Source organism: Streptococcus sp. SCPM-O-B-15277 (M60) (genome assembly GCF_058200335.1).
On the sequence record NZ_JBYQGR010000004.1, the window covers coordinates 87,277 to 99,998 of the forward strand.

13 protein-coding genes are annotated in these 12,722 nt (G+C 36.5%); all 13 read right to left on the bottom strand.

Translation table 11 applies throughout. From position 1 onward, the window contains the following. Positions 1–33: 33 nt before the first annotated feature. Positions 34–1,074, bottom strand: coding sequence for a translation elongation factor Ts (gene tsf, locus AC3E9F_RS06815; protein WP_006150917.1), 1,041 nt, complete (start codon positions 1,072–1,074; stop codon positions 34–36). Between the two features lie 78 nt (positions 1,075–1,152). Further along, the gene (gene rpsB / locus AC3E9F_RS06820; protein ID WP_490672950.1) at positions 1,153–1,935 is read right to left on the bottom strand and encodes a 30S ribosomal protein S2; all 783 of its coding nucleotides are present in this window, start codon (positions 1,933–1,935) and stop codon (positions 1,153–1,155) included. 281 nt (positions 1,936–2,216) lie between these two features. Then, complete coding sequence (locus AC3E9F_RS06825; protein WP_263394186.1) at positions 2,217–3,428, bottom strand: aminoacyltransferase; 1,212 nt, start codon at positions 3,426–3,428, stop codon at positions 2,217–2,219. 207 nt (positions 3,429–3,635) lie between these two features. Beyond that, positions 3,636–4,844 (bottom strand): peptidoglycan hydrolase PcsB, encoded by a 1,209-nt coding sequence (gene pcsB, locus AC3E9F_RS06830; protein WP_263394187.1) that lies wholly within the window; start codon positions 4,842–4,844, stop codon positions 3,636–3,638. A gap of 93 nt (positions 4,845–4,937) precedes the next feature. Next, positions 4,938–5,432, bottom strand: a complete 495-nt coding sequence (gene mreD, locus AC3E9F_RS06835) for a rod shape-determining protein MreD (protein ID WP_214262851.1) — start codon at positions 5,430–5,432, stop codon at positions 4,938–4,940. Beyond that, entirely contained in the window at positions 5,429–6,250 is an 822-nt protein-coding gene (gene mreC / locus AC3E9F_RS06840) for a rod shape-determining protein MreC (RefSeq protein WP_263394188.1), read from the bottom strand. Before mreC ends, mreD begins: the two co-directional genes overlap by 4 nt. Positions 6,251–6,281: 31 nt before the next feature. Continuing rightward, entirely contained in the window at positions 6,282–7,076 is a 795-nt protein-coding gene (locus tag AC3E9F_RS06845; RefSeq protein WP_263394189.1) for an energy-coupling factor transporter transmembrane component T family protein, read from the bottom strand. Beyond that, positions 7,069–7,908 (bottom strand): energy-coupling factor transporter ATPase, encoded by an 840-nt coding sequence (locus AC3E9F_RS06850; RefSeq protein ID WP_263394190.1) that lies wholly within the window; start codon positions 7,906–7,908, stop codon positions 7,069–7,071. The genes AC3E9F_RS06845 and AC3E9F_RS06850 overlap by 8 nt, the downstream gene beginning before the upstream one ends. Then, a complete protein-coding gene (locus AC3E9F_RS06855; protein WP_263394191.1) occupies positions 7,893–8,720 on the bottom strand; it encodes an energy-coupling factor ABC transporter ATP-binding protein in 828 nt (275 codons plus the stop codon). The genes AC3E9F_RS06850 and AC3E9F_RS06855 overlap by 16 nt, the downstream gene beginning before the upstream one ends. Before the next feature lie 2 nt (positions 8,721–8,722). Then, a complete protein-coding gene (gene pgsA / locus AC3E9F_RS06860) occupies positions 8,723–9,262 on the bottom strand; it encodes a CDP-diacylglycerol--glycerol-3-phosphate 3-phosphatidyltransferase (RefSeq protein WP_247913081.1) in 540 nt (179 codons plus the stop codon). A gap of 16 nt (positions 9,263–9,278) precedes the next feature. Continuing rightward, positions 9,279–10,106, bottom strand: coding sequence for a cytoskeleton protein RodZ (gene rodZ, locus AC3E9F_RS06865; RefSeq protein WP_263394192.1), 828 nt, complete (start codon positions 10,104–10,106; stop codon positions 9,279–9,281). Between the two features lie 40 nt (positions 10,107–10,146). Further along, positions 10,147–11,427 (bottom strand): EF-P 5-aminopentanol modification-associated protein YfmH, encoded by a 1,281-nt coding sequence (gene yfmH / locus AC3E9F_RS06870; RefSeq protein WP_263394193.1) that lies wholly within the window; start codon positions 11,425–11,427, stop codon positions 10,147–10,149. Beyond that, positions 11,424–12,674, bottom strand: a complete 1,251-nt coding sequence (gene yfmF, locus AC3E9F_RS06875) for an EF-P 5-aminopentanol modification-associated protein YfmF (protein WP_263394194.1) — start codon at positions 12,672–12,674, stop codon at positions 11,424–11,426. The genes yfmH and yfmF overlap by 4 nt, the downstream gene beginning before the upstream one ends. Positions 12,675–12,722 lie beyond the last annotated feature (48 nt).

The following is a 12,722-nucleotide window of genomic DNA, read 5'->3' on the forward strand; positions in this document are numbered from 1 at the left end:
AAAAGGAAGCAAACTTGCTTCCTCTTTTTATTTTTAGTTATTCAAAGCTGCTGCCATTGTAGCTGCAACTTCTGCTTCAAAGTCATTTGCAGCTTTTTCGATACCTTCACCAACTTCAAAGCGAGCAAACTCAACTACTGTAGCGTTAACTGATTCAAGGTATGCTTCAACTGTCTTGCTGTCATCCATGATGTAAACTTGTGCAAGAAGTGTGTAGGCTTGGTCAACTTTAGTATTGTCAAGCATGAAACGATCCATTTTACCAGGAATAATTTTATCCCAGATTTTTTCTGGTTTACCTTCTGCAGCTAATTCAGCTTTAATATCTTCTTCAGCTTGAGCGATGACTTCATCAGTCAATTGAGCTTTAGAACCATATTTAAGGTGTGGAAGAGCTGGTTTACCAACCATTGCACGGCTTTCGTTATCTTGGTCGATAACGTGGTTCAATTGTGCCAACTCATCTTTAACAAATTGCTCATCCAATTCTTTATATGAAAGAACTGTTGGTTTCATTGCAGCGATGTGCATTGAGATTTGTTTAGCAAGCGCTTCGTCTCCACCTTCGATTACAGAGATAACACCGATACGTCCACCATTGTGTTGGTATGCTCCGAAGTGTTGTGCATCTGTTTTTTCAAGCAAAGCAAAACGACGGAATGAGATTTTTTCACCGATTGTAGCTGTTGCAGATACATATGCAGCTTCAAGAGTTTCACCTGAAGGCATTGTCAAAGCAAGTGCTTCTTCGTTGTTAGCTGGTTTACCTTCAGCGATTACTTTAGCTGTAGCATTTACCAACTCAACGAATTGAGCGTTTTTCGCAACGAAGTCAGTTTCAGCATTTACTTCAACTACTGCTGCAACGTTACCGTTAACAAATACACCAGTCAAACCTTCTGCAGCAACACGGTCGGCTTTTTTAGCTGCCTTAGCCATACCTTTTTCGCGAAGCAATTCAATCGCTTTTTCGATATCACCTTCAACTTCAACCAATGCTTTCTTAGCGTCCATGACACCAGCACCAGATTTTTCACGCAACTCTTTAACAAGTTTAGCTGTAATTTCTGCCATTTTGATTCTCCTATATTTTTTAAAAATAGGAGAGCCGGGCTAAGCCCCGCCCTCCTAGGTAATGATTACTTATTTGAATTAAGCGTTGTCGCCTTCTACAACTTCAACGATTTCTTCGATTGAATCTGCTTGAGCTTCTGAAGCTGTAAATTCTGCTTCAACTGCTGCTACAGCATCTTCACCTTGGCGACCTTCGATGATAGCATCTGCCAATTTAGCTGTGATCAACTTAACTGCGCGGATAGCGTCATCGTTAGCTGGGATGATTACATCGATATCGTCTGGATCAGTGTTTGTGTCAACCATCGCTACAACTGGGATACCCAATTTTTTAGCTTCTTTAACAGCGATTTGCTCTTTATGTGGGTCAACTACGTACATTACATCTGGGATACGAGGCATATCTTCGATACCACCCAAGAATTTTTCAAGACGTGCACGTTGTTTGTTGAGAAGTGCAACTTCTTTCTTAGGAAGAACATCAAAGATTCCTTCTTCTTCCATACGTTTAATTTCTTTCAAACGAGCGATACGTTTTTGGATAGTTCCCCAGTTAGTAAGAGTTCCACCCAACCAACGGTGGTTGATGTAGTATTGACCTGAACGTTCTGCTTCTTCTTTAACAGCATCAGCAGCTTGTTTCTTAGTACCAACGAACAATACAACTGCATCGTTAGCTGCCGCATCACGCATAAAGTCATATGCCTGGTCAGCGTATTTTACAGTTTGTTGCAAGTCGATAACGTGGATTCCGTTACACTCAGTGAAGATGTACTTAGCCATCTTAGGGTTCCAGCGACGAGTTTGGTGACCAAAGTGTACACCAGCCTCAAGAAGTTGTTTCATTGAAATTACTGCCATGAGTATTTCTCCTTTTTTGTTTTTTCCTCTCCTCAATTTCAACTTGCAAAACAACCCGAAGGCAACAGTTTCACAATTCATCAAGAATGAGTATTATCGTTCACACGACAAGTTTCATTCTACCATAATTGGAGCTTTATTTCAAGTAGTTTTGTTATTTTCTCCTTATTAAATTACTCGTTAAAAACTCTAAATTTAAAACATCTCAACATATATTGCTGAGATGTTCTAATAGCTAAATTTTTTTAAATTTAATGTAGTGGCAAAATAATTAGTTTATCCTATCTACTTCGAAGTTTCTTACGAATTTTATAAGCTAGATTAAACAAGAAGTATAATGAACTGGTTGGATAATTAAACTCACCAACAAATTCCTCGATAGTAGGATTAAATTTGGATTTAAAGTTAATTAACCCACCCTCTAAGTTGTTTTCAATTCCACCCATATTATGAGTCTCAGCCCCTCGTTCAAAAGAATGTTGAGCTGTCTCAAACCATGTAGGAATAGCTGGTTGATAGTGTCTAAATTCTTCATTCATTCCAGCATATAAGTTTTCAGAAGTTTTCCCAAATTCGATAGTTAAAGTGCCAGACAATGGGACAACACTATCTCCTTTATCAATATAGCCCTTAAGAAAAGAAATTTCTTCTTCTAATCGGTTTCTCTCTTGCTGATTATCTTTTACTTTGCCTTCTTTTGTTTTATCTGTAAACTTCTGCGCTGTTTTTAGATTCTTTTCAAGTTGCTTCTCAACTTCTTTCAATCTATTATGTAAATCTAAATAGCTTAGTGTGATAAAGGAGTTGTTAGGATAAGTAGTCAGTAACTTTTGATAATAATCTTTGTCTCGTAAACTAATGTTCTTGCGAGACTCTGTTTTCTTCATTAAAAACGAAAATTTATCTAATAAATCGAGCCCACCAAATTTTACTTCCAATCCTTTATTTCTTGCAGTTCGGATGGCCTGTCTAGTAGACTTAGAAAGTTGATCCAGTGAGAAATTTTCTTTATGAATATTAGCTTGAAAACGTGGTTGTATATTTTCTGCCATATTCTCTGTTAAGCCAGTCCAATGAACTTTATTTTTTTTCAGTTCTTCAACAATTTCTAAAGTCATAGAATTTTGGATAGTTTCTTGGCCAATAAGACCTCTACTGATAAATAAACTTGGGTCAAATTTAACCATTATTGCATGGCTTTTTTTAGCAAGTTTTTTCAACGTTAACAGAACAAATTTTAGAAGCTCTTTATCTTCATAGTCAATTACTGGGCCTCGTGGAATATAGAACATAGAAAGCCCTAATGGTAGCGGCTGAATTAAGATATTCGCTACCCCAACCAATTGATTATCTTTATAAAATCCTACTCTCTCATTCCCCCAAGTATCCTTTATCTTGGACCAATCGCTACTCTGCAATAAATTTCCTTGAGGATGATTTTGCAAAAATAAATCCCACTCTTGAGCATCAACATTCATTTTATACGTAAACATAATTCCAGTACCAACTCTCTTAAAATCTATTTTATCTTCATTAGCTTGCTTATGTGCTAATTCTCTATATTTCGTATTGCTTTACCTAAACGAATACGAAAATAATATGTCAATGACAACTAATGATATTATGAAATTTATTTTTCAGCACTATACAAAGGGTGAGATTAATAAAATCTCACCCTAATTTTAGTAATAATCAGTATATTAGTTTGGATAAATGTATCTTACAGTACCTCTTGATGCTGTCGGATTAAACCATCCACGATAATTTCCGATTGGTTGAGTTCCACTACCATCATAGTTACATTCAGAAACTTGAATACGAGTTGATGATTCAACTGCTGTAACAACTGCTACGTGTCCGTATCCTCCATCATCCCATGAAGCAATTGCTCCAACTTGTGGTGTAGAACCTGTACGGAAACCTGCTGCTGCTGCACTAGTAGCCCACTGACCACCATTACCCCAATAATCACCAGCCCATGGAGCCAAAGTCTTAGCACCCCATGTACATTGACCTACAGGGTAACTTGAAGCATTTGAACTATAAGTTGGTCGTTGACTTACAGTAGTTGCTGCAGGAGTGTAACTTGAATCATCATCTGATGATGAAGAACTTGAAGTTGCTTGTACTTGTGCAGCAAAAGTTGTGTTTGCTGAAGCAGCAACCGTTTGTTGTTGACTTGTTTGTTTCGCTTTGTATGCTGCTTCTGCTTCTGCTGCTGCTTTCGCTTCTGCTTCAGCCGCTGCTTTTTGCTCTAGCAAGGTTGCTTTTTCACTTTCTGCAGTAGCTTTTTCAGCTGCAAGATTCAACTCGGCTGCTTTCAATTCAGCTTGTTTTGTTGTCAAAGCTTGAGCGTCATCAGCAAGTGTTTGTTGGTTGGCAATAACTGTGTTGATTGCTTCATTGTTAGCAACTTGTTTTTCAGAGATAGCCTTTTTATCTTCTTTTTGTTGTTGCAACATTTTATTGTTTGCTGAGACAATTTCACTCATAGCTGCTACACGAGAAATAGCTTCTGTGATTGAGTTAGAGTTAATAATTGTATTAATGTAGCTTGTAGCAGTTCCGTTAGTTTGTGCACTACGAGCTTGGTTTTCAAGCGATTCATTACGAGCTACGATATTTTTTGAAAGCTCTGCAATTTCTCCTTCAAGTTTTTTAGACTCTTCTTGAAGCTTTTCGTTTTCAGATTGTAATTTTTCTTGCTCTGATTGAATAGCTGAAACTTTAGTTTGAATTTCGTCTACTTGTTTTTGAGCTTCCTTTTGTTGTGTTGTCAACTCACTAATTTTGCTATCTTGAGCTGCAATTTTTTCATCTGTTGTGTTAGCTTTAACACTTGAAAGCACAGCTCCTTGTGAAACTAATACTGTACTTAATAATAGTGATGCTAGAATTTTTTTCTTCATAAGTGTAAATACTCCTTCTTTAAAAAGACAATACTAGTATATCAAAAAAAGGCCTAATAAATATTACGCCTTTATTACAGTTTTGTTTCTTTCTTATAGATATATTTTTTCAAAAATATATTGGAAAACTAACATCCATATAAAATTCAATATCATAGTAGGAACAAGACTATAAACCATAAACACAGATAAATTTTCTGCAGTTAATCCTACCAAGTGTGCTAGGATAAAGCTAGCAAATTCAAATGTAAAAGTCATCATTAAAACGGCAAGTACTCGAGTCCATCTATTTGACAAAATAACTGAGTTGCTTTTATACACTATTGCTCCAATAATTACAAATAGTAGACTAGCTATTCCAATCAAATGGAAGAAATAAATATCGTATACAAGTCCTACAACTAGGCAATAAGCTAAAAACAGATACTCAGATACTTCTATCGTTTCAAATAATAAGAAGATAAAAATAAAGTGGCTAACAATTTGTATATGTGGAAAAAAACTATTTACAAACTGCCCTAAATGGCTATCAATCAAGACAATCAAGGGCAATAGTACAAACATTCCTATCTGCTTAAAAAGTCTCATGATGGATTCCCCACTAACTCTACAACTTTAAGGTTCATTGGATCAGCATGCAATTTAACCATGACTTCTCTTGTTAGATAGTCCGTACTATGTGTCACTGATACGACTTCCCCTACAGGGATATCTGTAGCATTAAAGTTTCCTAAGCCTCCAGTTACCACTTTGTCACCTTGACTAATGTCGCCACTGCTGTTTAATTGACTGATTTTTAGTAGTTCTTTTTCCTTGTCATAACCAATGATAATACCATAAATACTACTAGATCCGTGCTGGATTTTAACAGAAATCTTCTCTGTGTTTTCAGCGTTTGTTAATAAATTGACTACGGATGAGTTGTCTTCTACTTTTTCAACGCTTCCAACAAGCCCTCCACCAGAAACAACGAGCATACTAGTTGTTACACCTTGTTTTGATCCGGCATTAACTGTCAATTCCTGTCTCCAAGTTGCTGGAGTTCTCATAATGACATCTGCAGTAATTAGCTTGCTCGCGTTCAATTTTGACTTCATATCTAATAATTGACGCAGTTGTTCATTTTCTTCTTTTAATCTGTCTGCTTCATTTGTTTCTTTTTCCATTTGATAGAGTTCTTTTTTAAGAGTCTCATTCTCATTATAAGCTCTCGTCAAATTTCCTAAATCTGACTTTGTAGATTCTAACCATTGAAATGGTTTCTGTACAATTCTATCTATCAGCGAAATGCCATCTCCAACCTTTGTCACAACTGCACTGGATTGTGTCGTTACTAAAAAGACAGAAACCATTAGTATAACGACAAATAGAACGATGATATATTTTGATTTTTTGAAACGATTCATGCCTTTACCTTATATTATTCTATACTTCACTTTAGGATTTTAATAAAAACAAGATTCCACCTAACACACATACAAGTAGTAAGGCCATACTATCTTTATGCATCCAATTCAACTGTCGATATTGACTACGTCCATTCCCACCTTGATATCCTCTAGCTTCCATAGCTGTAGCAAGAGAATCCGCTCTTTTCAAACTTGTAGCGAATAATGGAATTAAAATAGGAATCATAGCCTTAACCTTCTGGATGATATTCCCCTCTCCAAAATCTACACCACGCGCCTTTTGAGCGTTCATAATTCGAATTGTATCATCCATCAAGGTTGGTACAAAACGCAAGCTCATTGACAACATCAGTCCAATTTCATGAACAGGCACTTTAAATCTTTTTAAAGGGCCAAGCAAGGACTCAACTGCCGTTGCCAGGCTTAGTGGCATTGTAGTCAAAGTAAGCAAGGTTGAGAAGAAAATAATCAACACAAAACGGCAAAAAATGATTCCAGCCTGCTCAATCCCCTGAGTAGTAATTTTTATGAACCCCATCTCAAATAGGACCTGACCACCAGAAATAAAGAAAAGTTGAAAAAGGGTGGTAAAGGTAATCAGAAAAAACATCGACTTCAAACCTTTTATGAAAAAAGATAAGGGAACTTCTGATAGAGCTACAAATATGCCTGTTGCAACGAAAAGTATTACGTTTGTAATTGGATTGTTGGCCCAAAAAACGATAATAATCAATAAAATCATTGCCACTAACTTACTCCGAGGGTCCAGACGATGGACAATCGAGTTTCCTGGTATGTAACGACCTAAAATCATGTTATCCATTAATGAACTCCTTAAACTCTTCTATCGTTATCGGCATTTGTTTAAAAGAAACTCCTCGGTCAGCTAGTCTTTGAGCAAATCTTGTGATTTTTGGAACACCCAATTGGATATTTTCCATAAACTCCAGATTTTGAAAGACAAGACTAGGCGCTCCACTCTTAACCAATCTTCCTTTTTCCATCACATAAACTTGGTCAGCAAATTCTGCTACATCATCCATAAGGTGAGTCACCAAAACAATCGTGATGCCGTCTTGATGAAGCTTTTCAAACAAAGTCATCAACTCTTTCCGACCAATCGGATCTAGTCCTGCTGTAGGCTCATCTAAAACCAAGATACTTGGCTCCATTGCTAAAATCCCAGCAATAGCGACCCTTCTCATCTGACCACCTGAGAGTTCAAATGGACTACGTTCAAAAAGTGACTCGTCAATTCCTACTAAATCTAATTTTTCACGCGCAATAGCCTCGGCCTCTTCTACAGAAACTCCAAAATTCTGAGGACCAAAAGCTACATCTTTTAAGACAGTTTCTTCAAATATTTGATTTTCTGCAAACTGAAATACCAATCCTACTTGTTTGCGAATTTGACGAATTTGCTTATTGACGGATGTTGATGTAATTAGTGTATCAAAGGCACGAACACTTCCCTTTGTGGGAACCAACAAACCATTCAAAAGTTGTAGAATTGTAGATTTCCCGCTTCCTGTATGCCCAATAATTGCTGTATAAGATCCATCCTCTATTGACAAATTAATATCGGACAAGGCAGCTGAGGCAAAGGGTGTTCCTTCCTGATACGTATAACTCACATTGTCTAGAATAATTCCCATAAAGCCTCCTCGAGCTCCTCTTCGGTCAGGTAGTGCTCTGGTAATTTCAAGCCACTAGTACGTAGAGATTCTTTTAATTGGTTGACAAAGGGTTGATCTAAACCAATTTGATCTAAATCTAACCTAGAGAATAATTCTCTAGGAGTACTAGTTGATTCGATTTCTCCTTTTTTCATCACCAAAACACGGTCACTCATGGCCACCTCATCTAGGTCATGCGTAATGGAGATTACTGTCATTTGGTGATCTTGGCGAATCTTTTGGACGATCTTAATCAACTCTAGTCGTCCCTCTGGATCCAACATGCTTGTAGCCTCATCCAAAATTAAAATGTCTGGTCGCAGAGCAACAACTCCTGCAATAGCAACCCTTTGTTTTTGACCGCCTGATAAACGAGATGGTTCCTTTTTAGAAAATTCTGCCATGCCAACCAATGATAAAGCTTCAGTAACTCGAACCTCCATTTCTTCAAGTGGAATCCCTTGGTTTTCTAGTCCAAAAGCAACGTCATCTTCTACGGTTGCCCCCACGAATTGGTTATCAGGATTTTGAAATACCATACCAATCTTACGTCTTTTTTCCCAGACGTTTTCCGGAGTTAGGCAATCACCATCTATCCAAATTTCTCCAGATTCCGCTTCTAGCAAACCGTCAATCAAGCGAACAGTTGTTGATTTTCCACTACCATTATGACCAACGATAGACAACCATTCTCCACGTTTCACGTGAAACGAAATGTTATGAACATCATAGTGTTCTTGATCTGCCTGGTATCGAAATGACAGATCCTTAATTTTAATAATCGATTCCATATCTAGCGAAAGGTTCCTTTAAACAAATACGCGCTTCCCTTGAAGTAATCATAACCAGAATAAACTGTAAAGAACAAAGCGATATAAAGAGTTATCTGACCAAGTAAATTCCAATGAAATAACAAGAAGATAATCGCAAACATCTGGCTAAATGTTTTGATTTTTCCTGGCATTGCTGCAGCTAAAACAGTTCCACCAGTTTCAACTAAGAGTAGGCGCAACCCAGTAACTGCAAGTTCTCGGCAAATGATAATAGCTACTACCCAAGCAGGAGCCATATTTAGACCTACTAGCATGATAAAGGCCGACATAACTAACAACTTATCTGCCATTGGATCTGCGAATTTACCAAAATTGCTAACTACTTGCCATTTTCTAGCTAAATAGCCATCTAGATAGTCAGTGATACTGGCAACGGCAAAAATAATTGCTGCTATTTTATGTAACACAGGAGACTGTCCAAATGATAGAAGGAGAACAAAAATTGGAATAAATAAAATTCTACCAAGCGTAAGTATGTTAGGAATATTCTCTTTTTTCATATTATCCTTCCTTAATTTAATTTGAACTCAAATTCATTGTAATCCAACCAGTTTGGCCTGTTAATTTCGAAGTATCGATTTCCTGATTATCGATTTTTATTTTCACACCTTTAACAACACCTAATGTGATAGTTACTGGAGATCCTTTAGAAATTGTTGTTTTAACTGTTTTATTATTTGGATCTAGAGTTGCCCCTCCAGCCAAATCAGTATCTGAAACGCTAACCCAACTTGTTGCATCCGTTACAGATAATTGAAGTTCGGCAGTTTCTTTAGGAGTTTTATATTCCACTGATATGACATCTCCTTGCCCTGTGACTGTCACAGTTGAGGCTTCAGTCGAACTTGATGGATTAGTGGTTTGATTACTACTTGTTGTTTCACTACTTGGTGCATTTGTAGTTGTAGTCACAATATTATAGTTAGCTGAAGCTGTTTCTGTTGACTGTGTTTGAATATAATTCCAAACATAGTAGGTTACGAAAATTAAAATTGATAGGGAGAATAGAACAAAGTAAAAAAGTGGAAGCAAGGAACGCTTCTTACGATTGGAACGTCTACGACCTGTTAGTTCTATCTCATCAACATCAACTTCCTCATAGGTAATCATACTCCCTGAATCATATGCGTCTAAAACAATGTTTTCATCCAACTCAACTGCCCAAGCATATTTCCTCAAAAAAGAACGAGCATAAAAGGGACTAGGCAATTTATCAAAATCATCTGATTCTAAGGCTTCTAGCATATCAAGTTGGATGTCCGTTTTACGCTGCAATTCCTCCAGACTCAAACCTTGACTAATTCTTGCTAAACGTAAAACTTCACCAATTGTTTTTTTTCTCATACTTACCATTCCTTCTTTCTAGTCTGTTTTACTTGAATGACTATAGTGGAAAAATCGTAAATTCAACGATTTCACTACTGTCGATAAAATGATGTCCTACCTCAAGAACATCTTCCAAGGTCATTTCCTGTATAATCTTTGGCAAATCAAATAGGGTTGATTCCTCAATATGCGACTGATATTGAGTCGCAATAAATTCTAAAGAATTCATGTTATGGATAAACTCTCCATAAATTTCACTTTTTATTAAATCAAGATGTTCTTCCGAAACATCTGCATCAGTCACAAAGTTCTGAATCGCCTTTCGAAATTGGTGCGAAATTGCAACAGGCTCCTTCGTCTCCATTGTCAGCATCAAAAAGTTAAACCGTCGATTGATTTCAACTTCTAAAGCTAATGAAGCATCTAATTTGCCAGTTTCATACAAACTCTGAAATCTTTTAGAAGTCCAACCAAACATCATCGTAAATAAAGCTCTTAGCAAAATACTATATCGGTAACAATCCTGATTACTCATATTGGAATTTGTTCGAACACCAATAGCTAATTTAGGAGAGGCGACATCCATACGACTGCTATCAACCTTCTTTACAGGGTTTAAAGCGATTGTTTCTCTCGAAGTTTCTTCTATCCAATCTCCAACATCCTTTTGTCTGAAATAATTCTGTATCAGTTCTAAATCAAAGTTCCCAACAAGGAAAATATGACTATTGACAGGAGTGTAAAATTCTTCAAAATTGTCTCGTAAATCCTCTAATCTAATATTTTCTATCGAATCTTCAGTTCCAACAATATCTGAAGCCAGAGGACTTTCTGGATATAGATTTGCAAGTGTTTTAAAGAATAAGCAGGAATCCGGATCGTCTTGGTACATTTCGCGTTCTTGCTGAATGATATCCTTTTCGCGTTCAACAGATTCTTCAGTAATATTAAAGCTTGTAACTAGCTCGTCAAGCAGGTCCAAACACTCAGTAACATGGTCAGACGTTGAAAAAATATAACTTGTACTTGTAAAGCTTGTAAAGGCATTACTATCTGCACCTAGTTCAGTAAAAGCAGCCATGATATCTTCAGAATTTTCTCTTTCAAAAAGTTTATGCTCTAAAAAATGAGCAATCCCTTTTGGATATATTTTTCTTTTTCCATCTCTTACTGTAAACTCTGTGTCAACTGAACCAATTTGAACAGTGACTACACCGTAAACTTCGTTAAAGTCATTTTTTGGAAGCAAAGTAACTGTCAAGCCATTTTCTAATGTTGCTTGATAAAGAGTTTCCTTTACAGCTGGATAGTATTTCTCGTCAAAAGTAACTCTAGTCATTCTGCTCCTTCCATAAAATAGATAGCTTGCAATTTCAGGCTAGACGCAGCCCTACAGATTGCCTCCTTGTCAACTTGCTCTAGTGTCTCTATCAAAGTATCCAGGTCTAAAACCGATTTACCAAAAAAGAGGCTTAAATATTCTCTATCTATAATCGAATCTTGATTATCCTGACTCAATAACATCGTCCTACGAATCATTTCCTTAGTTTGATTAACTTCAATATCTGTAAATCTACCATTTTTGATATTGAGTAATTGATCATTCATCAATTTTCTTGCCTTGTTTCGGTTCTGACGATTGATTCCAGCAAATAATCGTAAAAATCCACTAAAAAGATCCAGGTAACTAGATACAGTATAAGCCAACCCTTCCTTTTCCCTTACTTGAGTAAACAATTTAGAGTGAGGGAAAGCTCCAAGCAGACCGTTTACAAGTAGTAAAGCCATTTTTTGATCATCCCCATAACCAATTGTGCTATGATAGCCCATTTCTAGAATAGACTGCCCTAGGTTTTTCCTGTCAATTCCCTCCCTAAGTACATTTGAATATTCTTGTCGATACTGAATGTTTACAGTTGCTTTACGACCTGTCAAGTTCAATTTCTTCAGGTTTTCTAGAACTTCAATTTCATTAAAGTCCCCTAAAAAGAATAAATCAATCCTATCTTCTTTCAGCATTTTTTGGAAACTTGAATAAGAAGTTTTAGAAGTCTCTTCAGAAATTCTGGAAATCAAATCTTTAGGGACTAACTGCATGGATTCTTCTTGGAAAAACAAATGATCTAATTCTTTATGCGCAAAGAAGAAAGGATCCTCTAATTCTGATTCCAGTCTTGCCAACAGTTGTTTTTTCTCAATTTCAAAGACATTCTTTTCAAATCCTTCCTCATCTGACAAGGGATTAAATATGACTTGATACAATAATTCTAAAATTTGAGAAGTTAGCACGTTTTTCTTACTTAAAAATTCATCTCGAACATACGTTAAACTGACATCTACAAGATGGCTTTGTCCTCTTCTATATGCATGAGTCGATAAATCCGCTCCATACAATGCTGCTAAATATTTTCTAAGAATTTGAGCAGTTGGAAAACTTTTATTAGCTGTTTCAAGCATACTAGCGCTTAACATGCGACCTGAAATTAAATCCAGAGATAACGGAGCTGTAAAACGCATGGTTATTTTATTAGTCTTAAACTTTTTAGATTGGATAAAATGGACTGCAATTCCAGGGAATAACTCCATCTTTTACCTCCTTTTACATAGAGTTCTATTATACCATGAAAACGAAAA